General features: G+C 37.5%; 20 protein-coding genes. 10 read left to right on the top strand and 10 right to left on the bottom strand.

The genetic code is table 11. From position 1 onward, the window contains the following. Positions 1-501 precede the first annotated feature (501 nt). Positions 502-1,392 carry a DUF4349 domain-containing protein gene (locus EYS08_RS12520; protein ID WP_131030359.1) on the top strand — a complete coding sequence of 297 codons (891 nt, stop codon included), beginning with the start codon at positions 502-504 and terminating at the stop codon, positions 1,390-1,392. A gap of 151 nt (positions 1,393-1,543) precedes the next feature. Here the strand turns inward: EYS08_RS12520 and ruvC are convergent, their stop codons facing one another. Next, on the bottom strand, positions 1,544-2,131 hold the full coding sequence (gene ruvC, locus EYS08_RS12515) for a crossover junction endodeoxyribonuclease RuvC (protein WP_131030358.1): 588 nt from the start codon (positions 2,129-2,131) through the stop codon (positions 1,544-1,546). Positions 2,132-2,172: 41 nt separating this feature from the next. On the opposite strand from ruvC, the gene EYS08_RS12510 reads away from it, so the two are divergent. The 3 genes from EYS08_RS12510 to EYS08_RS12500 are packed head-to-tail and all read left to right on the top strand — an operon-like array spanning position 2,173 to position 5,406. After that, complete coding sequence (locus EYS08_RS12510) at positions 2,173-3,150, top strand: lysylphosphatidylglycerol synthase domain-containing protein (protein ID WP_131030357.1); 978 nt, start codon at positions 2,173-2,175, stop codon at positions 3,148-3,150. Further along, entirely contained in the window at positions 3,128-4,264 is a 1,137-nt protein-coding gene (locus EYS08_RS12505) for a glycosyltransferase family 2 protein (protein WP_131030356.1), read from the top strand. Before EYS08_RS12510 ends, EYS08_RS12505 begins: the two co-directional genes overlap by 23 nt. Further along, complete coding sequence (locus tag EYS08_RS12500) at positions 4,264-5,406, top strand: ABC transporter permease (RefSeq protein ID WP_131030355.1); 1,143 nt, start codon at positions 4,264-4,266, stop codon at positions 5,404-5,406. Before EYS08_RS12505 ends, EYS08_RS12500 begins: the two co-directional genes overlap by 1 nt. A gap of 59 nt (positions 5,407-5,465) precedes the next feature. Here the strand turns inward: EYS08_RS12500 and EYS08_RS12495 are convergent, their stop codons facing one another. From EYS08_RS12495 to pgi, 7 genes are all read right to left on the bottom strand, one after another. Then, on the bottom strand, positions 5,466-5,918 hold the full coding sequence (locus tag EYS08_RS12495; RefSeq protein ID WP_131030354.1) for a QcrA and Rieske domain-containing protein: 453 nt from the start codon (positions 5,916-5,918) through the stop codon (positions 5,466-5,468). A gap of 35 nt (positions 5,919-5,953) precedes the next feature. Then, positions 5,954-6,901, bottom strand: a complete 948-nt coding sequence (locus tag EYS08_RS12490; RefSeq protein WP_131030353.1) for a DUF5777 family beta-barrel protein — start codon at positions 6,899-6,901, stop codon at positions 5,954-5,956. A 6-nt stretch (positions 6,902-6,907) separates the two neighbouring features. Next, positions 6,908-7,450, bottom strand: a complete 543-nt coding sequence (locus tag EYS08_RS12485) for a YceI family protein (RefSeq protein WP_131030352.1) — start codon at positions 7,448-7,450, stop codon at positions 6,908-6,910. A 66-nt stretch (positions 7,451-7,516) separates the two neighbouring features. Then, positions 7,517-7,885: a cytochrome c family protein gene (locus tag EYS08_RS12480; protein ID WP_131030351.1), complete on the bottom strand. Its 369-nt coding sequence runs from the start codon at positions 7,883-7,885 to the stop codon at positions 7,517-7,519. A 389-nt stretch (positions 7,886-8,274) separates the two neighbouring features. Beyond that, positions 8,275-10,353 carry a M16 family metallopeptidase gene (locus EYS08_RS12475; protein ID WP_131030350.1) on the bottom strand — a complete coding sequence of 693 codons (2,079 nt, stop codon included), beginning with the start codon at positions 10,351-10,353 and terminating at the stop codon, positions 8,275-8,277. Positions 10,354-10,385: 32 nt separating this feature from the next. After that, a complete protein-coding gene (locus tag EYS08_RS12470; protein WP_131030349.1) occupies positions 10,386-11,699 on the bottom strand; it encodes a M16 family metallopeptidase in 1,314 nt (437 codons plus the stop codon). 255 nt (positions 11,700-11,954) lie between these two features. Next, positions 11,955-13,601: a glucose-6-phosphate isomerase gene (gene pgi, locus EYS08_RS12465; protein ID WP_131030348.1), complete on the bottom strand. Its 1,647-nt coding sequence runs from the start codon at positions 13,599-13,601 to the stop codon at positions 11,955-11,957. 156 nt (positions 13,602-13,757) lie between these two features. Between pgi and EYS08_RS12460 the strand changes: the two genes are divergently transcribed. The 3 genes from EYS08_RS12460 to EYS08_RS12450 all read left to right on the top strand — a co-directional run bounded on the left by EYS08_RS12460 (position 13,758) and on the right by EYS08_RS12450 (position 16,357). Continuing rightward, positions 13,758-14,267: a hypothetical protein gene (locus EYS08_RS12460; protein WP_131030347.1), complete on the top strand. Its 510-nt coding sequence runs from the start codon at positions 13,758-13,760 to the stop codon at positions 14,265-14,267. A gap of 73 nt (positions 14,268-14,340) precedes the next feature. Next, a complete protein-coding gene (locus tag EYS08_RS12455) occupies positions 14,341-14,943 on the top strand; it encodes a DUF5034 domain-containing protein (protein ID WP_131030346.1) in 603 nt (200 codons plus the stop codon). 109 nt (positions 14,944-15,052) lie between these two features. Further along, on the top strand, positions 15,053-16,357 hold the full coding sequence (locus EYS08_RS12450; protein WP_131030345.1) for an amidohydrolase: 1,305 nt from the start codon (positions 15,053-15,055) through the stop codon (positions 16,355-16,357). Between the two features lie 18 nt (positions 16,358-16,375). Here EYS08_RS12450 and EYS08_RS12445 read toward each other — a convergent pair whose 3' ends face one another. Then, complete coding sequence (locus EYS08_RS12445; RefSeq protein ID WP_131030344.1) at positions 16,376-19,201, bottom strand: outer membrane beta-barrel protein; 2,826 nt, start codon at positions 19,199-19,201, stop codon at positions 16,376-16,378. Positions 19,202-19,214: 13 nt separating this feature from the next. Further along, positions 19,215-20,471, bottom strand: coding sequence for a 6-bladed beta-propeller (locus tag EYS08_RS12440; RefSeq protein ID WP_131030343.1), 1,257 nt, complete (start codon positions 20,469-20,471; stop codon positions 19,215-19,217). 538 nt (positions 20,472-21,009) lie between these two features. Here EYS08_RS12440 and prfB point away from each other — a divergent pair. From prfB to EYS08_RS12425, 3 genes are all read left to right on the top strand, one after another. Then, a protein-coding gene (prfB, locus tag EYS08_RS12435) for a peptide chain release factor 2 (RefSeq protein ID WP_131030342.1) occupies positions 21,010-22,084 on the top strand; the annotation gives its coding sequence in 2 pieces (ribosomal slippage) (positions 21,010-21,069 and positions 21,071-22,084; 1,074 coding nt in all). Positions 22,085-22,094: 10 nt separating this feature from the next. After that, positions 22,095-23,009 (top strand): alpha/beta hydrolase, encoded by a 915-nt coding sequence (locus EYS08_RS12430; protein WP_131030341.1) that lies wholly within the window; start codon positions 22,095-22,097, stop codon positions 23,007-23,009. 231 nt (positions 23,010-23,240) lie between these two features. Further along, entirely contained in the window at positions 23,241-23,888 is a 648-nt protein-coding gene (locus tag EYS08_RS12425) for a DUF4595 domain-containing protein (RefSeq protein ID WP_131030340.1), read from the top strand. The last annotated feature ends 251 nt before the right edge of the window (positions 23,889-24,139 follow it).

Below are 24,139 nucleotides of genomic sequence, written 5' to 3'. Positions count from 1 at the left end.
TTTTAAGCACAAATCCATCAGATTTTAAATCTTGCAGCCTTTATTGAGGCCATTAAAAAATAATATTACTTTCTTTTTTTGAAAAGCAAATTCAGAAGCATTTAGGTTACAGCAGTCCCGCCATTTGCTTTAGCCCTGATGAAGAATCAGGGGCTATCGCGGCTGTCGGGTTTAGGATAGAAAGGTCTGCCTAAGTAATTTAAACCTAAGGGACAGAAGCGGGCACAGAACGCAGGGAGGTAAAGCGAATGGCAGAGCTTTCGGAACCGATGTATACAGTAACCTGCTTTTCAAAAAAGACACAATTAAAGACTCCAGGTAAATAAACGAAAAACCCCTCCAAACTCCCTTCTCCCTACTCCAAGCTCAATATTGGGTTACCTAAATACGATTATGGTATTAAGGGAAAACACAGCGTTAAAAGCTAACCAAAACGCTGAACTTCTTATGGCCATTTGAAGCAAATATTTAAAATGATTATTTATTTAGAACCACACAATCATGAAAAGGAATATTATTGCTATAGCCATAATTTTAACAATTTTTGGCTGCCAAAATGAAAATAAAAAATATGCAAGTGCCGATGCCGTCGACACACAGGAATTAAACAAAGAATCTGCAGATACTACAGCAGCTGAAAAAATCATTAAAACTGCAGATATGCGTTTTAGGGTGAAAGACGTTCAAAACACCAAAGAACAGCTCAGTAAAACCATCAAAGCCGAAGGCGGAACGGTGGCGGAGTTTTCTATCGAAAGCTCCATCCAGGAAACTGATAAGGTTAAACAATCTACCGATTCGCTAAAAGAAATTACTTCCTACCGTACACAAGGTTATCTGGTGGCCAAGGTTCCATCTGAGAAACTAGACGAATTTACCAATACCATTGCAAAAATGGCTGTCTTTGTAGATCACCAATCGATGAAAATGGATGATCAAAGCATCGCTTATTTAGCCAATAAACTAAAAGCTCAGAATAGAGTCGATGCGATTGAAAAAATCAATAAAGTAGCCTCAAAAAAAAGTGCCAATGTAGAATCCTCTCTCTATATCAAAGATGATTATGTGGATAAGAAAATCGAGAATATGCAAATCGATAGCCGTGTAAAATTCAGTACCATTACCCTTAATTTTTATCAGGATAACACCATTAAAACGATGATTGTTGCCAATGACAATCTGTACGACTACCGCCCGGCATTTATAAACAGGCTTTGGTTGGGTATTGTAAATGGCTGGACGATCTTTAAAGAAATCATCATTGCAATTTCCAATTTATGGATGCTTATATTAGTAGGTATCGTGGTATTCTTCACTATAAAATATTTTATCCGGAAGAATAAACTGGCAATGGCTGAAGCGACTAAAAACATGATAGATCAGGCTAGGTAATAAGAATCTATTCCATCGGGCGTCATTCCCGCGCAGGAGGAAATCTTAAAGCTTATAGCATTAGGATTCTCAATCAAGCTGGGAATGACGATACCTCGTAACCTGTCATCGTCATTCGCTTTCTATCGGTTGGTGAGTCATCAACCGATATTTATTTCTTCGCCTTAACCGCTAAACCTTTAACCTTGGTTTTGTTATCGCTTACAAAAGATTCCCAGCCCGAATAGGTTTTAGATTTCCCCCCTGTGGTAATTTTTTGAAAAGAATGGCAAACTGCTACTGCCAATCCATCAGTAGCATCTAAAAACTCTGGTGTTTCTTTAAAGTTTAACAAACGTTGCAGCATAGCCGCTACTTGCTCTTTCGTGGCATTTCCGCTGCCTGTAATGGATTGTTTGATCTTACGCGGAGAATATTCAGTAACCGAGATATTTCTCGACAGCGCGGCTGCAATTGCGATACCCTGTGCACGGCCAAGTTTTAATAAAACCTGAATATTTTTTCCATAAAACGGTGCTTCGATGGCCAGAACATCTGGCTTGTACTGATCGATCAAAACCACTGTTTTTTCGAATATACGTTGAAGTTTAAGGAATGGATCATCTAAATGGGTCATTTTAACTACCCCTAAACTGATCAGTTCTGTTTTATTTCCCTTCTCTAAAATTACGCCATAACCCATCACCGCCGTGCCTGGATCAATGCCCATAATAACCCGTTCCTTTTTTTCGTTCAACATTACAGCAATATTAAGCATATTTGCAAACTAAAAAGATAATCTTGACAGGCAAGAACAAAAAAATATTATCATTTCTTATTAAAGCTGCAATTGTAGTATTTGCCTTTTGGTTCATTTACCATAAGCTTGTTGCGAACAGAAATCTTCGCGATTTTAGTACATTGTTAAAAGATATCCGTCAGATAGAAATTATCACCGTAATTGGTATCGTGGTGTTACTGATGTTTGTGAATTGGTTTTTAGAGGCCGGGAAATGGAAATACCTCATGAGCCACATTGAGCCCATTGGTTTTTATCGCGCTATCGAATCGGTATTTTGCGGATTAACACTGGCTATTTTTACGCCTAACAGGCTAGGAGAGTATGGAGGAAGGGTGTTTTTCCTGTCGCCTAAAAGAAGGGTTGTGGGCATAGTAGCCATGAGTGTGGGCAGCATTGGTCAACTGGTATTAACGAATGTTTTTGGAGCCATTGCGGCCTGTTTTTTTGTTTATCGTTTTATCCCGGTCGATCATGTGCTGTTTATTGCAGTGGTAATTCTGGCGGTGTTTTTCTGTCTGTTTTTTCTGGTCTTTTACTTTAACATCCGGTGGTTAAATGGGATTCTGCTCTCCATTAAATTCACCAGGAAGTACAAGAAATTTTACAGCATTTTAGGCCGATACCGAAAAAGAGAGTTATTCAAAATCATCACTTATTGTTTTGCCCGTTATCTGGTATTTAGCTCACAATATTTCATTCTGTTTATCTGGTTGATACCAGGTTTGCATTATGCAGATATCATTATGATGACCTGTTTGCTCTTTTTGGTACAATCGGCATTACCATCTTTAGATCTTTTTGATGTGGGTATCAGGAGTGTTACCGCTGTTGAATTATTTAAACACGTAACTGATCAACATGTGGCTGTTATTGCATGTACTGCAAGTATTTGGCTCATAAATATTATAATTCCTGCTATCTTAGGCACTTATTTCGTTTTTAAACTCAATTTTTTTGGAAATCTTAAATCTAATTAGTCTTTTATCTGCTGCATTAACCTTAATCTATGGTTTTTTAGTCCTTAATTTTATCAGAGGATGGCATAACCTGGTTTATTTTACTCCACAAGATTCCGATCCTCAAACCAAAGTTTCTATCATTGTTGCCGCAAGGGATGAGGAAGCTAATATCGCCAAAGCCATTGATGACCTGGTTGCACAGCGATATCCTAAGGTTTTAACCGAAATTATTATTATCGATGACCATTCTACCGATCGTACGGCAGAAATTGTGTTAAGCTATGCAGACCGGAATGTGAAACTGATTAAGCTGAATGAAGATAGGGCGCTGAATTCATATAAAAAAAAGGCGATACAAACTGCAATAGGAACTTGTTCTGGCGATCTTATTATCACCACCGATGCCGATTGCAGGATGGGGCCCGATTGGCTGGCTACCATTGTAAATCTGTACGAAGATAAAAAGTATAAAATGATCTCCTCTCCAGTAGCTTATTTTCAGGAGAAAAGTTTCTTTGAAAGATTACAATCCTTAGAGTTTCTATATCTTATTGGCTTAGGAGCTTCTACCATTGGAAACAAGGAGCCATCAACCTGTAACGGTGCAAATCTGGCCTACGAAAAAGTAACTTTTTATGAAGTTGGTGGCTTCCAGGGAATAGATGACCTGGCATCAGGCGACGATGAGCTGTTGTTGCATAAAATTGCAGCCAAATATCCGGATCAGATCGGTTTCCTTAAAAATAGAGAAGCCATTGTGTACACCCATGCAAAAGAAACCTTAAGTGCATTTATACAGCAGCGCAAACGCTGGGCTTCGAAAAGTACCCGTTATAAAAACAAGGCTATTATTGTGTTGGGGGTACTAATTTGGATCTTCAACCTTTCTATTCTCGCAAATTTTATCACCGGGCTTTTTATTCCGGGTTTTTTGGTGATCACATTTTATCAACTATTGGTTAAAATGGTTTTAGAAACCTTATTTTTATGGGATGTAACCGGCTTCGCCAAAAGGCGCAGTTTACTCATTTTAATCCCTGTTTTAAATGTGCTGCACGTACTTTATATGGTGTACATCGGCATTGCAGGAAACAGTGGGAAATACAATTGGAAAGGCAGAATGGTTAGATAATGGATAATAGCCCATCAAAAAAAGTATGGTTAAAGTTTAAGCGGAATAAATTTGCCTTCGGCGGGTTGGTCTTTATATTGCTTTTGATGGTTATAGGTATTTTGGGTTATTTAATTATGCCTGATGATTCTCCGAATGCGAACGTTCAGATTCTCCAGTTAAACAAAAAGAAACCCGGAAGTACATTTACGTTTTTAATTGTTAGCAATAACCCTAAAGTAGAAAAACTTAACTTTTTTGAGCGGATGCTCAATGGGCAAACACCAACTTTTAAAAGTATCCCGATTACCTCGTACAAGATCAAAGACCAGTCAGTTTTTGTGCAGGAATATATTGGTAACGATGAAAAAGCAAAAGAAACGAAATATGAACTGAAGGATTTGTGCCCTTCTTGCGTATTGCCCTCAAAAATAGGTACCCCACAATTGCTTTTCGAGAAAAACAATATCTACAAACAGACTTATATTTTAGGAACTGATATTTACGGACGTGATTTATTAAGCCGATTGATTTTAGGCATCCGTGTTTCACTATCGGTAGGTTTAATGGCTGTTCTCATCTCTCTTTTTATTGGGGTAAGCTTAGGTGCCATAGCGGGTTATTTTGGTGGCCGTGTAGATGCAGCAATCAGCTGGTTTATGAATGTTGTTTGGTCACTACCATCGTTACTGCTCGTTATTGCGATATCTTTCGCTTTGGGTAAAGGCTTTTGGCAGATCTTTATTGCAGTAGGCTTATCAACCTGGGTAGATGTAGCCCGGTTGGTGCGCGGACAGGTAATGGCTTTAAAAGAAGTCGAATTTGTGGAGGCCGCAAGAGCCTTGGGTTTTAGCACGGGCAGAACCATTATTAAACATATATTACCGAACATCGCGGGGCCAATTTTAGTTGTTGCTTCATCTAATTTTGCATCAGCCATATTGCTGGAAACAGGATTAAGCTTTTTAGGCTTTGGCGCTCAACCACCTATGCCCAGTTGGGGGAGTATGATTAAAGAACATTATGGTTATATCATTATGGATGCAGCCTACTTAGCTGTTTTGCCCGGCTTAGCCATTATGTTCACTGTTTATGCCTTTAATGTGTTGGCCATAGGCTTACGCGATGCATTTGATGTAAAAGGGCAGAATGTAACTGTTTAATCATTACCATAAAAAAAGCAGTACCAATTACGATACTGCTTTACCCTTAAAAACAAAGCTTAAGCTGTGGCAGTCAGTGTATTTCCTGAAACAGTAAGCGGATAAACTTTTAATGCACTGGTAGTGCCACCATCATTAGGTTGGGCCAAAATGCTGCCCGAAGTGGTGTATCTCGAACTATGTAAGCCACATTGAATGTAATTGCTGGCCTGGATAAAACTTAATGCACCGCCTTGATGTGGGCAAATTGCTTGTGTAGCCGCAAATGAGGTGCTGGTATTCCCCGCTGCAGTACGGATAAACAATATGCTGTTTACAGTGATAGATGCACCAACGCTTAGTAATTGCGTAGCTAGATCTACACTTGCGGTGGTACCAGAAGGAACACCACCACCATTTGGTTTGCCAGGTTCTGGTGCATCGCTTTTTTTACCGCAGGCAGAAAAGCAAGCTCCGGTGCAAACCATGGCAACACCCAGTCCCAATGATTTGATAAATTCGTTACGTTCCATAATTGTTTCGGTTTTTATTTTTGGTTGAATTTGATCTACTTTGCTTTCTTCTTATCGAAAGAGAACCTTCGGGCAATACTAAAGCCCCAACGGTATTGTCCCTTAAGCCAGGAAGTATTGGTATCGGTAATAAATTGCGATTCCTGTATGGCCGTGGCATTGGTGAAATTAAGGTGGAAAATGTGTCCGCCAGTTTCAAACTCCAGTCCGGCACCAAGCGTATTATATAATTGATTTCCGGAGGTAGATTCGAGGTAAGCCTTTTTATCTTTATTTCTAAATGGAATGGTATAATCAGCAACAAAAGCCATGCGTTTGGTCAGTTTGATCCGCCCACCAACGGATAATGCTAACAGGTCATTTTCATCCCCAAAAACAGTAAAGTTGCGGTGTACGTACGATGGCATGACCAGCATTGAGAAATTCGAATTAAATTTACGGGCAATTACAGCTTGCACTACATAGGTCAAACGATCCTGGAATTTGCTGTAAGCATTCACCGCTGTCGGATCAGTTGAAGCTTTTACGGCTGCAATGGTTGTACTGCCAAACAATGTTACCGCTACGGGTACTTTTTCATCATCTGTTTGTTCCAGTAGCCGATATTTTAAGTTTCCTTCGTACAATTGTGTAACTACTCCGGCGCCTTTTGCCCTAGCTATGCCTACAGAAAGTTTATCACTGATCCCATAATCGAAACCGATGCGGATATCGGTAGATTGATCCAGACCAAAAAAGTTTTTAATCCCGCCTCCAGATCCGGCAATATCTCCAAACCGGTGGTCCACCCTGAAATCCATCTCATTTTTGTAAATGGTTTCATTGGTTTGTATGTTAATGAGTTTGGTTGCTTTAAATGTGGCCTTTACATTCTTTTTTTCTACAGGCATCTGCAATGCATTTTCAAGCGAATCCTGAGCAGAAGCAACTATTGGTAAACAAAGGACAAACAAGTATAAAAGTGATTTTAGATGATATTTCATGAGATTTTATTTTTTAGGTTGATAGGTTGCGGTCATTTTTACCAGCACTATTTCTGCGATTTGTTTGAAAACTATTGTTGGGATTTTGATCCCATGATCGGCAACTTTTACATTAAAAGCTGAAGTAGCCTTTACCTCATCAGCTGTAATAACCAGCGAACCTTTAACCTGATATTCTTTGGTGACTCCATGGATTTGAAGGTTCCCTTTAACGGTGATTGGATAAGTGCCTGGTTTCGAAAAATCAATTTGTTCTATAATTTTTCCTTTAAAATCAGAAGTTGGGTATTTGTCGCTTTCAATATAGTTTTCGTTAAAATGTTCCTGCATCAACTTTTTCTTAAATTGAAAAGAAGTATTGTTGATTTTGAAAATGATTTCGTTGGTTTTGATATTGAGGGCCGAAGCGCCTGTTTTGCTTAGCGCATCAATATCTTCAATGGGTGTTGAAGAGAAAAATGAAGAAGTGACGTTTTTACTTACCCATATCTGCGCTTTTATGCCTGTGCATAATAACAGGGCTATTAAAGTGAAAAGTAGTTTTTGCATCGGTGTATTTATTTAAATTTTTAATGAAACCATCTTGACTCTTGACTTAGGTTTAATCTATATTTATTATTCTGGCATACCTTTATCAACCCAGGCTTGTAATAGCTCCCTTTCGCTTGCGGTTAAAGACCCGCCTCTAGGCATTGTTTTAGTAACCAAAACCGAATTAGCTACGCGTGCATCATTTTTTATAGAGGCTAAACCATTTAATGCCCATACCCCTTTCATTCCTCCATTAGGTCCATGACAGCTATTACATTTAGTTTGAAACAGTGCTCCGGCAAAATTTGTGTAGGTTACATTCGCAGTGGTTACAGGTGTTGGGCCATTGGGGGTTGGTGTCTCGGGCTTTAATTCTTCTGCTTGTTTTTTAGAGCAGGCAAAAAGCAAGGCCGTAATTGCGGCTAATAAAAAGATTGAATTTTGTTTTTTCATAGGTATTTAGTTAAGATTAAAACTGGTGGTAGATTCATTTCTATTATTCTCATATTTGATTGTTGTGCAGGGCAATGGAAATTTTTTTCGGCTATAGTCGAATTGTTTTTTGCTTTTACCGATAGGCATAACATGATCAGAAATGCAGCAAATAGAATTGCGATAACTTGTTTTTTTGCTATCATGCCTCAGTAGTTTAAGGTTTATGTTCTGTTTAGTTAAAAATCACTGCTGTTTTTGCCATAACTATGGCTTTTTTAATGATTTCTATTGAAATCTTAATCGTTACGTACGCTTTTTACAATTGGTTGCCTGCAATAAAAAAAAACATAAAAAAAGCCGTTACGATTTTACATCGTAACGGCTTTCGAGATAAATCTATCTAAAAACTAGTTAAAATCTTCAGCCTTTAACGGAGGATTAACTTTAATGTCTTTAATTACAACTGAAAACTCCTGAGCGCCTTGTGGGGTTGCCACCGATTGAGTTAAAGTAAACGGAAATAACACATCGCCAACTTTCGTGTAGTTTGAATATTCTGTAGATTGACTAATTTCAACTCCACCTTTGGTAGTGGTACTTTCGTCTTTTAAAAGTAAACCCGATTTGGTGTCATAATATTCAGTTTTCTTTTTGCCTGAAGGAGAAGTGATATTTAATTTAAAAGCATCAGCAGTACCTACTTTTGCCGTACCTGCAGATTCAATTTTAGTTCCATCAGTTGCATAGTATAGTTGACCGCCATAACCTTTATCATCTTTCTTTTCAGCCAGGTCATCGCCAGTTAATTCAGCTTTTTGCCCCATTTGCATCGCATAACCTGTTTTACCATTGTAAACCTGTTTCATCGCCGTTTGGCCGCCCATAGAAATTTCCATACTGCTTAAGTTAGGTGCCATGTTTTTAATGGTAACCGTAAGCTTTTGGCCTTGCATTTCCATTTCGCCATTTTGCTGTAATGAAGTGATTTTTTTGATGGCTTCTTCACCGCCAATGGCTTTAATGTAGTTTTTGATAATTTCTGCAGGTGCAACTGTTGGTACTGCAGCAGTTTCGGTTGCTTTAACCGCATTGGCATAGTTATCATAAACCTGTGTTTTAAAACCTGCTTTGGTTAAACCTGCTGCAAATGCATCCGTTTTCCCTACAATAACAATACGTGTATTATCGTGGTTAAAGTATTTTTTGGTTATTCTTAAAATATCGTCGGTTGTTACGGCATTAATCTTTTGTAAATAAGTGCGGTAAAAATCTTTAGGTAAGTTATTAATTAAGATATTGCTCGCAAAACCTGCAGTACGCGCCGGGTTTTCTAATCCCAGTGCAAACGATCCGTTGAAAAGATTTTTCGCATTCTGTAATTCATCAGCAGTTACCTTTGTGGTGCGGATCGTGTTAATTTCTCTTAAAAATTCTACCACTGCACTATCAACTTTCTCATTTCTAACGGCTGCATTGGCCGAAAATTTAGATTGGAAACGACCAGAACCTGTGCTAGAATACGCACCATATGTAAAGCCATGTTTCTCGCGCAGGTTATCGAATAATCTTGATTCACCACCACCACCTAAAATTTGGTTCGCCAATAATATTGGGAAATAATCAGGACTGCTCATCGGTAAGTCGATTAAGTTCACAACTGTAATTTCAGATTGAACAGCATTGTTCACATTAATGATGTCAACTTCTGTTTTGGCAGGATTGGCAACTTTAGCAAGTACAGGCAAGGTTAAAGCAGTTCCTTTCCAATCGCCAAAGGCTTTCTCTGCCAAAGCTTTTGCTGCTTCTGGTTTAATGTCGCCTACAAAGGTTAAGTAACCTCTAGATGGGGTAATGTATTTCTTATAAGCTGCTTTAACATCATCTAAAGTAATGCCTGTGATAGAAGCCTCAGTTTCAAACTCCCCGTATGGATGGTTTTTGCCATAAGCCAATGCATTTACTACACGTGCTGAAATGGCTTTTGCACTTTTCTCGTTAGATTTTAATCCCGTAATGGTTTGCGATTTTAGTTTTTCGAAAGATTCTGCAGGGAAAGCAGGTTTACGGATACTCTCGGCCATTAACGCAAATGCTTGAGAGAAATAACGGGTTAAAGCAGAAGTAGAGCCCCCATATGCCCCTGCACTTACATCAGCACCAAGCTGATCAACCGCTTCGTCAAATTGTGCCTTTGTTTTAGTTGTAGTTCCTTCGTTTAGCATACTGCCCATCAAGCCTACTACACCTGCTTTAGCACCTTCAGTAATAGGACCTGCATCGATACTATAACTTGCTGCTACTTTAGGTAGTTTATGGTTTTCTACCACCAAAACAGTTATGCCATTTGCTAATTTGTAAATAACAGGATCGCCAACGGTAATAACGGGTGCGGGGCCTGGTTTTGGTTTGTGGCTTCGATCTATTGTTTGTGCTGAAATACCTTGAGCCAATAAGGAAACTGCAGCTATAATGAATAATTTCTTCATGTTTTTAATAATTAAAATGAAAAAGCGATCAGCTATTTCTTAGGTAAGTAATACAATACAACTCTTTGGTTTTTATTCAGGTATTTTTTAGCAACGTCTCTGATCTCCTCGCGGGTGATTGATCTGATTACCTCTAATTCCTTGTTGATATCGTTTGTATCCTTATCATGGAAAGTATAACCATCGGCCAGGTTTTCGGCAACACCTAGCATTTTACTGTTTGCACTTACATAGTTGTTTTCGAATTTATTCTGCAGTTTTTTATAATCACTTTCGCTAATCAAATCGGTTTGAAGACGTAAAACTTCTTCATCAATATCTTTTAATAAATCGTTAAGCGGTGTATTCTTATTGGGTAAAGCTAAGGTGATATAAGCGCCATAATCTTCAAGCGAATAGTTAAAAGCAGCCACCTGTAAGGCTGTTTTCTTTTGATCGACCATTTTAGTGCTTAATCTTGAGCTTCCGCCTTCTGATAAGATGGAGCTGATCATACCTAAAACTTTGCTCTCTCTGCTCTTCATACCAGGTACGCGGTAAGCTGCGAAGATGGCCGGGATCTGGATATTTGCATCGTAAGCAGTATCGATCATTTCTTTGGTGATTTCTGGTAATTTGTATTCTTCACGAACAATTGGTGCACCTTTAGGTACTTCGGCAAAGTATGATTTTACTAAAGCTTTAGTTTTGTCTACATCTAAATCGCCGGCAATAGTTAAAACCGCATTGTTGGGCACATAATACTTTTTAAAGAAAGCAATAAACTCACTCAGTTTTGCAGCATCTAAGTGCTCCATTGAACCAATTGGCTGCCAACGGTAAGGATGGCCATCAAACAAATGACCGAAAATTTTCTCTGTAAATTTTCCGTAAGGTGAGTTGTCTATGCGTAAACGTTTCTCTTCCTTTACTACTTCATTTTGTGTTTTTACTCCACCTTCATTAATTACTGGGTGTAACATTCTTTCACTTTCCAGCCATAAACCCAGTTCCAATTGGTTTGATGGAAAAAGTTCATAATAAAAAGTACGGTCTTGAGAAGTATTGGCATTGTTTTGGCCGCCATTACTACTCACTAATTTCATAAATTCACCTTTTTTAATGTTTTTAGAACCTTCGAATAATAAGTGTTCGAAAAAGTGAGCAAAACCTGTACGTTGGGTTTCTTCATCTTTAGAACCAACATGATACATTACCGAAACGGCAACTACTGGAGCGGTTTTGTCTTGGTGTAGAATGACATGGAGGCCATTGTCAAGGTCGAATTCCGTAAACTGTACTTTTTGGGCAGAAGCACTTAAGCACAGACCGGAAATGGCCAAAGCAAAAAGAATTCTTTTTTTCATAAGTTTATAATTGTTTTTTAATGGTTATGAAGCTATCATTAGCATATTTTTTGTCATTATGAATAACATACTTATGATGGTTTCATTGATAATTTGTTTTAATGATTAGAAATAATCAAAAGCGAAAGCGAGCAACTATTTCATTAATAAGTTAATTTGGATTTTTCACTAGCGTGAAACAATAATAAGGTGAGCCTAAATTATGGGTTTTAAACAAAAAAAGCGAGTGTTAAACTCGCTTTTTTTGAAAGATTTTTATCTCCAGGCCTTGTATTGATTAATTAAGCCGTTGGTAGAACTATCGTGGCTCGAAACTTTTTCGTTGCCCTCGAGCTCTGGAAGAATTTTTTTGGCCAGTTGCTTGCCAAGTTCTACTCCCCATTGATCGAAGCTAAAGATGTTCCAGATAATGCCCTGAACAAATATTTTATGTTCGTACATGGCTACTAAACTGCCCAAAGTATATGGTGTTACTTTTTTTAATAAAATAGAGTTTGTTGGGCGATTGCCTTCAAATACCTTAAACGGCGCAATTTTTTCAATTTCTGAATCTGATTTGCCTTCTTTCTTTAACTCGGCTGTTACTTCTTCTTCGGTTTTACCGTTCATTAAAGCTTCCGTTTGTGCAAAGAAGTTTGACAGTAAGATAGGGTGATGATCGCCCAGTGGATTTAAACTCTGTGCCGGAGCAATAAAATCAGCAGGGATAATTCTGGTACCCTGATGAATTAACTGATAAAAGGCATGCTGGCCATTTGTTCCGGGCTCACCCCAGATAATAGGTCCGGTTTCATAATCAACCTCATTACCGTTTCTATCAACATGTTTACCATTGCTTTCCATATCTCCCTGCTGGAAATAGGCAGCAAAACGGTGCATATATTGGTCGTAAGGTAAAATAACCTGTGTTTCTGCATTGTAGAAATTGATATACCAAACGCCTAACAAACCTAAAATAACAGGTAGGTTGCTTTCAAACTCAGCGGTTTTAAAGTGGTTATCAGTTGCGTGGGCACCAGCTAACAATTGTTTAAAATTATCGAAGCCTATACTTAATGAGATGGATAAACCGATAGCGCTCCATAATGAGTAACGACCACCAACCCAATCCCAAAACTCAAACATATTTTCGGTATCGATACCAAAAGCAGAAACATCTTTAGCATTGGTCGATAATGCGGCAAAGTGTTTGGCAATATCGCTTTCTTTTCCGCTCTTATCCAAAAACCAAGAACGGGCAGAGTGCGCATTCGTCATGGTTTCTTGTGTAGTAAAAGTTTTTGATGCGACTAAGAATAAGGTAGTTTCAGCATTCAATCCTGCTAATGTTTCGGCAATGTGTGTGCCATCAATATTAGAAACAAAGTGGATATTTAAGTGGTTTTTATAGTGTTTTAAAGCTTCGGTAACCATTACCGGACCTAAGTCTGACCCACCGATACCAATGTTAACCACATCGGTAATGGCTTTGCCGGTATATCCTTTCCATTCGCCGCTAATGATGCTATTGCTGAATTTCTCCATTTTAGCCAGTACTGCATTTACTTCGGGCATCACATCTTTACCATCAACTAAAATTGGCGTATTGCTTAAATTACGTAAGGCAATATGAAGCACCGAACGGTCTTCCGTTTCATTAATTTTATCACCATTATACATCGATTTTATAGCTTCATCCAATTTACACTCGCGTGCCAATTGAATCAATAGTGCTAATGTTTCATCGCTAATACGGTTCTTGCTATAATCTAGCAGAATATCTTCAAAAAAAACAGAAAACTTATTGAAACGATCTGCATCTTCAGCAAAAAGATCTTTAATGCTTTTTTGATTAATATCTATAAAATGATCGGCTAAATACTTGTAGGCCTCAGTTTCTGTGAAATTTACTTTAGGTAACATAATCTTTGTTTTTTTGTAAAAGTAATAAAGCAAAAATTTAAAATGGTCTTTTTAATGTTCTAAATGAATAAGAATTTTTAATGTCGATTAAACACATTAACTTTAATACACCGTCCCTGTTAGTTCATCAATTATTTTAACCTTTAATTCTACGTTATGTTAGAAAATTTAAATGAAATGGTGCGTGAAAACGTGCAGGAAAGTGTTGTAAACAACACTGCCATTCCGAACGAACAAAATGAAGCAGTAATCCAGGCTGCATCGGGTTCTATCTTCGATACGCTGAAAGACCAGGTATCATCAGGAAATATTGGTGCATTAACCGATATATTCAACGGTAATAAAGCAGAAGGTACCGAGGTTGCTGAGCAGGCTTCGGGGAATTTTATGGATAAATTAAGTGGCTTGGGCATTAACGCCGATACCGCGAAATCTTTAGCAGCAAGCATTATTCCGGGCTTAATTGCCAAGTTTACCCAAAAAACAAACGACCCGAACGATAGCTCTTTTAATATTAAAGATGTTTTGGGAAGTTTGGGGGGTGACGATGGTAAATTTGATGTAAGTGATGTAATTGGAATGTTTAATGGCGGTGGGCAGGCGCAGCATCCCGGCCAGGCAGGAGGCGGCGGCATTATGGATAAGTTGAAGGGCATGTTTAATTAAGCCATCCACATTCAAGCGCCATCCGAAGGGATGGCTTTTTTATTTAATTTGAAATTAATAATTTTCGTTCCATATGATTAAGAAGATATTGTTCGTTTTTGGATTAGCCCTCATGGCCCAACTTATTGTGGCATGTGTAATTTGCGATTGTCCGCCGGTTAAAACAATTTATTTTACCAATAAAGGAGCTTCTCTTAAAAATATGGATTCTGCCTTGCCGCAGCCTATGATTGCCAATTCTGGAATAATTTCCAGTGCCAATTATGGCATTCAGGTGCAGTTGCTAACAGCACAACTTTCTTTGATTAAGCCTGCAATAACATGGGGATTAATGCAATCTGCCTACGCTTGCAGTTGTAGTGATGATAACTTTATTGCAAAGGAAGATATTTTATCCTTAAAAGTATTTTCAAATAACGATTTTGATGTCAATCATCCAAAAGATGCCGATCTTAGTTCATATTTCAAGGTCAAAAAAGGTGTTACACTGATTTCAATAGATGATTATGTCAAATCTTCTAAAGATCTAAGTTATAATACCAGGTATGCTTTTAATGAAGGCCTTTTTTTGCAAGTAAAACCAAGTATTGCTAAAAAACATACATTTAAGCTTATAATTACGCTATCAGATGGAAGAATTTTAGAAGCTGAAACAACAGAAGTTGAATTGGTTTGAAATTACAATAAAAATATTTCGGAAAAGTTTTGCTTACATGGCTTTTAAGAATGATTATCTTCCGCAATTGATTAGATTAGTAAATCCTTACACTTAAATAAACCGCTTCATGAAAAAGATATACCTGATCGTTTTTTCGCTAATTTCCATCCATTCTTTCGCCCAAAAATCAGATTTAAAGCCATTGGTTTCAAAAAAAGCTGATGCCATCGAACAAAAAGTAATTACCTGGAGGCGCGATTTTCACGAACATCCCGAATTGGGAAATACTGAAGTAAGAACAGCTGGCATTATTGCAAAACATTTAGAATCTCTAGGTATTCAAGTAAAAACTGGTGTAGCCAAAACAGGTGTAGTTGGTGTGCTAAAAGGAGGTAAACCCGGGCCGGTAGTTGCTTTGCGTGCCGATATGGATGGTTTGCCGGTTACCGAGCGGGTAGATGTTCCATTTGCCTCGAAGGTGAAAACGCAGTATAACGGACAAGAGGTAGGTGTAATGCATGCCTGTGGACATGATAGTCATGTGGCTATTTTAATGGGTGTAGCAGAAGTGCTGGCTTCTATGCAAAAAGATATTCAGGGGACGGTGAAATTTATATTTCAGCCCGCTGAGGAAGGTGTGCCTGCTGGAGATGAAGGCGGGGCAGCTTTAATGATTAAGGAGGGCGTACTAGAAAACCCTAAAGTTGATGTAATTTTCGGTTTACACATCAATTCTCAAACCGAAGTAGGCGATGTAACTTATCGCCCGGGTGGTACAATGGCAGCAGTAAACGATATGAAGATTACGGTTACCGGCCGCCAGGCACATGGGGCTTATCCATGGAGCAGTATCGATCCGGTGGTGGTTTCGGCCCAGATTATCAATAACCTGCAAACCATAGTAAGTAGGAATTTAAATGTGACCGAAAACCCAGGTGTAGTTACCATTGGTGCTATTAATGGTGGTGTACGGTCGAATATTATTCCCGAAAAGGTAGAAATGTTAGGTACAGTGCGCAACTTTAGTAAGGAAGATGAGGCCATGTTTATCGAAAGGATTAAAACCATAGTAACCAAAACGGCCGAAGCAGGCGGTGCAACGGCTGAAGTTAAAATCCCTTACAGCAATCATTATCCGGTTACTTTTAATAACATTGCACTAACCGAAAAGATGTTGCCAAGTATGGAATCTACGGCAGGTAAGGATCACGTGAAATTAAAACCGCCAGTTACAGGCGCAGAAGATTTCTCCTTCTTTCAGGAAAAAGTGCCAGGTTTATTTGTGTTTTTAGGAGGGATGCCAAAAGGTAAAGACCCTTTAAAAGCAGCATCGCACCACACACCAGATTTTTATCTTGATGAAAGCGGTTTTGTTTTAGGGGTTAAATTACTCTCTAATCTTACTTTAGATTATATGTCGATAAAGAAATAAGATGATTTAATAATCATCTTATTTCTTTACTGGCTTTTTACCAAACTGCCTTGGGTAATATGAAAAAGTAGTCATAAAATATTGCTGCAGTACATTTTGACTACCTAACGTAAAACTATTGGCACCCCCGTAATTAATGATGTTGGTGTTCTGATGTAGCAGATCCATGGCAGAAAATTTAAACTCTGCATTATTTCCTTTTAGAAAACGATAAACGGCACTGGCATTCCAGATGGCAAAATTTATATTGGCGGCACTGTTCGATTTGCTCGAGTTAAAGCTAATGTTGCTGCTTAAAGTAAACTTTTTGGTAATGTTATAAATGGAGCTTAAAGAACTTGTTAAATTTAATCCGCTATATTTTGTGTTAAATGCTTCCTGTTCCGTTCGGTAGGTGTTAAAGCCCTGGCCGGCTTCAGCTGCAAATTTATCTTTATAAGTATAGTTTAAGCTTAGTTTGGCATTCGTATTTAAGATATTGGAAAAACTAAATACATCATTTAAATAACTGGCATTTTTAGCAATATTTATTCCCCCGTTTAAACTGAGTTGTAACTCTGTGGTTTTCAGCTTAAATGTTTTTCTTAGAAAACCATTCGCATTTAAATATTTATTGCCGTTTGCATTGGTTAAATAGATGGTGCGTTTATTCTGATTATCGATAAAAATACTATCTACAATGCCATTATCAATTATACCTGCAGAAGCATAAAAGTTATAATTTAAGGTGTTTTTGCTCGTCTGATCGGAATGGTTGAGGTTAAAGTTAACAGATTTATCAGTAGCTTCCCTTAGTTTGATATTTCCCATCTGAAGGTTATATAAGTTCGTACTATCCGTTAAAGGTGCTAACTGTTGTAAATTGGGAATAATAATATTGGTTTTATAGCTTAACGACATTGACCTATAAAATTCGCCATATTGGTAATTGCTATAATTGATACTCACTTCCGGTACAAATTTATTATAAGTTCGGTTTATGTTTTGCAAGGCTTTATCCGATCTGTTATCCTGAAAAATAAAACGCTGTTTTGCAGAAGCTTCAATCCTTAAATTTTTGTCAAATCTGTTTGATAAACTTTTGCGGAAAGATTTACTTAAGGTTAGTTCTGGTGTTTCATCAACAATATTGGTTTTGGTATTGTTGCTTAAATAAGTATTTGTTGCATAAACACTTCCCTTTAAATCTTCTACCAAATTATGATCGGTATTATTGTTTAGTTCTAAATTGTTTTTTAAAGATAAATCGAAGTCAGCAAGGTTTTTACGGCCAAACAAAAACGATTTTAAATTAGGAAGCTCCAGTAATAAGGTTTGGTTAAAAGACTCCCGCTGTGTATTGTATCTTCTATCATAATCTGTATTCGCAGCTGCATTTACAAACGATCTGAAAGTAGTTAAATTTGATCGTTGGTTATCGTTATCATTTATTGATAATTGATAGTTTGCATTTAACCCACTAAAACGATGCGCTCTTCTGGTCATATAATTGGGAGACAGGCCATACCGTATACCAAGATTAAAGCCTTTATTGTTAAAATTATTTTGTGCTTTTGTATTATTGGTACTCGTTAACACATTCTGGCCATCGAAAGCACTTCTTTGTGTATCATTATTTGATGTACCGTTATTTAACGACATCGACTGGTTAATATTTAAACGGTGGTTCTTTTTAACAAATTCGAGGTTCGAATCAAAGGTTTGATTGGTTGATGCTGTATTTCCGCTGCTGGTATTGGTGTCGTATATTTTGTCTGTAGCATTAATAGATGTGGTTGTTTGCGCATTGGATATATTTTCATTGTTTTTGTTCTGCACAAAATAGTTGGCATTTAAGGTGCTTTTTTTGTCGTATACAGGTTTTTCAATAAAATTATAAGTAAAGGTTATGCCACCAATATTTGGCTGGTTAATGCCTGATTGTCTGAAATCGGGCTGGTACTCTACATTGGTATTTAAGCCTTTAAAAGTGCTGTTGGCAGTTAGTGTTCTAATGCTATTGGCTGTTTTATTAATATTGTTGCTCGCACCTATAATACCCAGCTGCATTTTTGGCGAAAACATGTTAAAACTTGCATCGGTTTCGTATTTTTTTGTGGTGCCGTATCCTGCACCGATTTTGCCGAAATAACCAATGTCTTTACCTTTCTTGAGCTTTAAATTAACGGTTAAGGTACTATCGAGCGGGTTGCTTTCGTTCCGCTCCCGGTAAACCTGTACCTTCTCTAAAGCATTTTTTGCAATGTTTTGGGTAGCCATTTTAAAATCACCACCAAAAAACTGTTTTCCGTTTACCAGCAAACTCTTTACCTCACGGCCATTAACAGTAATCTGCCCATCGCCCCAAAGGGTTACATTGGGTATTTTACGTAAAAGATCCTCTACTACAGCATTACTATCTAACTTAAAAGCTGCTGCATTAAATTCAAGGGTATCGCCATTCATGGTAATAGGCGCCACCCTAACTTCTACATCCTGTAAATTGTTCTCTTTTGTTGCAATAATTAATGTTTTTAAATCCAGCGCAGTTTTTCCATCCATTATGGTGAAACTTTTTCGAAGTATCCGGTAGCCCACATGGCTTATTTCTATATGCATTTTAACATTGAGGGGCAGGCTCTTAAAACTAAATTCGCCATAGTTATTACTTAACTGATAACTCATTAAGGTACTGTCGCCTTTAAATAACGATACTGTTGCCGATTTTAAGTTGTAATTATGCGTGGTATCCCTAATTACCCCTTTTACTGCCCCAACTTGTGTAGGATTAGCTTGTTGGGCGCCCGAATTGTAAAAACAGAATAAAATTAAAAATACGGTGAGGTAGCGTTGAAGATGGTGCATTTAGATGGATAGATTAGTTTTGTTTAGGTTTAAGCTTAATGATAATGGGGTTACTCTTTTTATTCTGGGTTTTAAAATAAGTTTCTAAACTGGGCGGGTATTTTGTAGTTTTACCCTCGCTCTGCTCTTTAAAAGTAAACATGGCCAATGATGAATAATTGGTGTAGAAATAACCATTTTCATACATATGAAAGCCATTATTTATAAAATCATAGAAATTGCCACTGGCATCAGTAACGGGTAAAAAAAACGATAAAGAATCGGGTTCCAGATCCTGCACAGAGGTTAGCTCACTGGTTTTTAAGTTGTAAATAAGGGCCTTTTTCATTCCTGTGTCCCAGCCATAATTGTGCATTTTGAGGTAAAGATTATTACCAACTAAATAAGTGTTACTTAAGCCATAAAAAATCTTCGGATTGTTTCTAAAATATTCTCCCCGTTTTTTAACATAAACCGGATTGGTTGTGAAGTCATTCGGTAAGGAATTAGCAGCTGGGAATATAATATGGTAGGCCAGCAAAAGTTTGGAAGGACTGACTTTATAGATATTATAAGAATAGTAGTTGAGATAAAACATTTCATTTTCAACTCCGTATTTATAGAAACGCTCACCCGATCCCCAAAATTCATCGGTTTCATATCTTTTTATATTATATGGGAAATATCCAACAGAATCGGTTTTGTTAATTACCCCAAGTTCGTAAAACGTGCTATCCTTTCCTTTTTTTACTTTAAAATCTGGCCGTATGGATGTGCTATCATTTGCGATTTTAAAATCCCGACTTGTATTTTGCTTATAATAATCTTTAATCATTACTTTTTTTATCTGTTTTCCAGTCAAATCAAAATAGAATGCACGAGGGTGGGCAAAAACTACTATATAATTGATATTGTTTTCTTTTTCGACTGTAAAGCTATTGAACTCTGTTTTGTTCTTATCGTTTTTTTCTGGTTGTATATTGCTTGCGTTGATTTTGGATTTAAACTTGCCATCTTTCGAAAAAATTAAGATTGCCTTGGTGTCATAGTCAAAAATCACGTAATTATCGTCTACAATTTTTAGTTGATGTATATTACCAAAAAGACTTTCTTTAGTAGTTTCGAGGGGGATAAATTCTACTTCGCTAAAAACCTGAGAAACAGCTGCGCCACGCGCAGTTTGAGGGTCGATACGTAAGGTAACAATTTCAGAACTATCTATTTTTCCGGTTTGTGCTGATGCCACAGAACAGAAAAACAAATACCCTAAAATAATAGAGCGCATTTTCATTTGATGCTGGTTAGAGGTTAATATTAGTTTAAAATATGGACTGATCAATAGAAAGTTATACCACTAAAATGGAAAAGCAGCTTGTACGAATACCCATTGATCTGTAAATATTTTCGGAAATTAATCAATTAAATACTTAGTTGATCGTTCGTTTTTTGATTTTAACATGTTTTAACAGCTAAATAACAAGATAAGTTAATTTATGAGTGTCTATGGTTAAAATGCGAGTAATTTAGTTTTTGCCTGATCCAATAGTAGAGGACCTAGTTATTTCTAAACCATTAAGAAGTGAAGACAGTTAAGGCTTTGATTAGCATTTTCTTAATGTTCTTAATTCCTCAATGGTAAAAGGAGCTAGATTATTTCTAAACCAATAGGAAGCGAAGATCATTAAGATTTTGATTGCAGGCCTCTTAATGACCTTAATTTCTTAATGATAAAAAGATTAGTGTTATTTCTTACCCTTAAGAAATGAAGGCAGCTAAGGTTTTGGTTAACGTCCCGCTTGATAGTATCTCATTATTACTATATTTGTTTCATGACCAAAGAAAATATTCAGGATTTAAGGGACAGAGTAACGTCGCTGAGGAGGTATCTTTGACGTTGATGAGCTACTTTATGCCATCCGCGAAGAGGAAAAATTAACAATGGCCCCCGATTTCTGGGACGACCCTAAAAAAGCAGAAAAAATTCTTGCCGAAATCAGTTCAAAGAAAAAATGGACGGATGGCTTTAACCAAACCAATAATGCGGTTGAAGATGCTGCGGTAATGTTTGAATTTTTTCAATCTGGCGATGCTTCAGAAGCCGAGCTGCAAGATCAGTTCGAGATCAGTAAAACTGCTGTAGAAGAACTGGAACTTAAAAACATGCTCCGTAGCAAGGAAGACCAGCTTTCTGCCGTTTTACAGATTACTGCCGGAGCCGGTGGAACTGAAAGCTGTGATTGGGCTTATATGCTGATGCGCATGTATATGATGTGGGGAGAAAAGAACGGTTATAAAATTACCGAACAGGACAGCCAGGAAGGGGAGGTTGCCGGTATAAAATCGGTAACGCTTCAGTTTGATGGCGATTTCTCATATGGTTATCTGAAAGGCGAAAATGGCGTGCACCGTTTAGTTCGGATTTCTCCATTCGATTCTAATGCCCGTAGGCATACATCTTTCGCTTCTGTTTATGTTTATCCCTTGGTTGACGATACCATACAGATTGATATTAATCCTGCTGATATAGAATTTGAAACATTTAGGGCTGGCGGAGCAGGCGGACAAAATGTAAACAAAGTTGAAACAGCTGTACGTTTATACCACAAACCTTCGGGCATTATTATTAAAAACCAGGAGTCGCGATCGCAGTTGCAGAATAAAGAGAATGCTATCCGTTTATTAAAATCTCAATTATATGAAATTGAGGAACGGAAACGTAATGAAGCAATTGCTGCGGTAGAGGGATCGAAAAAGAAAATAGAATGGGGCTCGCAGATTAGAAGTTACGTGCTGGATGATAGAAGGGTAAAAGATCACCGGACCAATTATCAGACATCAAACCCTGATGCAGTTTTAAATGGCGATATTAACGGGTTTTTAAAAGCATATTTAATGGAATTTTAATCTAAAAGAAATGGCAAAATCATCCATCCTTATCATGTTATTGTTTATGGCAGTTAACTATTCGAATGCCCAGGAAATTGTGCCCTTATACCAGGGAGAAATTCCAGGCGCCAAACCAACACCTGCTGATTATGTAGAAAATACTGAAGTACGTGCAAATGGTACCTTGAGTGTTACCAAAGTATCGGTACCTACGTTTACGGTTTTCGAAGCACCTAAAAATATTGCCAAAGGAACGGCAGTAATCATTTGCCCGGGCGGAGGTTACGGTGCTTTGGCATTTAGCCATGAAGGAACAGATGTAGCCAAAAGATTTAATGCGATTGGGGTTACCGCTTTTGTATTGAAATACCGGTTACCGAGCGATCAGATTATGGTTGATAAAACTTATGGCCCATTGCAGGATGCACAGCAGGCCATTTACCTGATTAGGAAAAATGCAAAAAAATATGGGATTAAAGCCAACAAGATCGGGATTATGGGTTTTTCTGCAGGGGGGCATTTTGCCTCTACTTTGGTTGCCCATTATAACGACCTTAAAATTGCCGATCCGGAAAAGATAGATCTTAGGCCAAATTTCGCCGCATTGATTTATCCTGTAATCAGTTTTGAAGAATCTGTACACACTGGTACGATGAAGAATTTATTGGGTCCAAATCCTGCTGATAGTTTAAAACATTATTTCTCAGCCAATAAAAATGTAACAAGGAAAACACCTCCAACTTTTTTTGTGCATGCTAAGGATGATAAAACTGTTCCTTTCGAAAATAGTGTTTTAATGAATGAAACGTTAAAACTGAATAAGGTCGATACCGATATTTATCTGTACGAGAAAGGTGGTCACGGTTTTGGTTTGATTAACAGGACTTCGGATGTAGATTGGTTTAACTTGTTGGCTGACTGGATGAAAAAAGGGAAATTTTAATATCTTTACTGATATTTTAACCTCTTAACCGGAAATTTTAATGCAAAAAACAATTAAATATATTATGGTAGCTTTTGTTGCTATCATATCAATAGCAAGTTGTAAAAAAGAAATTAATTGGAATGCCAAGCTCGATCCTAATGGAAATGGCTGCAAGCTAGCCAGTTTAAAAGCCGATCTTGATATTTTAGCACTTACACACTTACCTTTACTTACGACGCTTCTGGTAGGATTTCGAAAGCAACCACTACCGATGGTCAGACGAGTAATTATGTTTATACGGCAAATAAAATTACCGCTACCGATGGGGATGGGAATGTGTCTGAAATCGTTTTGGAAAATGGAAGGGCAATATCGAGTGGGAGTGATGGTGTTATTAGTGGAGGTGGGGTTAGTTATAGTTATACCAGAAAATACTCCTACAATGCAGATGGCTATTTAATTCAGGTGAAAAATTATTTAAACGGAGAATTAAATACAACTGATAACTTAACTTATGCCAACGGCAACTTAGTAAAAGCAGTTTCAGTTGATGCTCATCTTGGCTACACAGAGACCACTACCTATGTATATTCAACAGAAAATGCGGTAAACACATACGAGATTGCGGATCCACTTTCTTACCATGTTGATTATTTCCCTGGTGGATATTTTGGGAAACAATCTAAAAATGTATTACTTAAAGGTACAGCAAAAACGGTAGACGGTAATGGTGATCCTTTTACTGATGCTGTTTATACCTTCGGTTATCAATACGATGGAAAAGGAAACGCTACATCGGTATCGTTTTCGGTGCTTTCTACTTTTTATCCAGGCAGTGGACTAGTTCAAACGGATACTTATAATGTAAAATATAGCTTAAATTATACTTGTAAATAGATATAAAAAATATCATTGAAAGCCTGATCATAAACCATGACCAGGCTTTTTTGTGGGGTTTTTAGCCGTCAATAAAAATTTAATACCAAAACATTCAGAAACAGAGAATAACCCGTATTAAGAAAAATGATGTAAAAACGCTCATTTTACCACTCTTTTTTTACGATTTAGCCCCTCATTTTTTGATGAGGTTGTGTATATCTTTGCTTACAAGCATGTCGATTTTAAAATTGAAATTATGTTTGTAGCCT

Origin of the sequence: Pedobacter kyonggii, assembly GCF_004310665.1 — a bacterium.
Lineage (GTDB): Bacteria > Bacteroidota > Bacteroidia > Sphingobacteriales > Sphingobacteriaceae > Pedobacter > Pedobacter kyonggii.
Note: the sequence above shows the minus strand (reverse complement) of the source record. Positions and strands in the feature narration are given on the sequence as shown.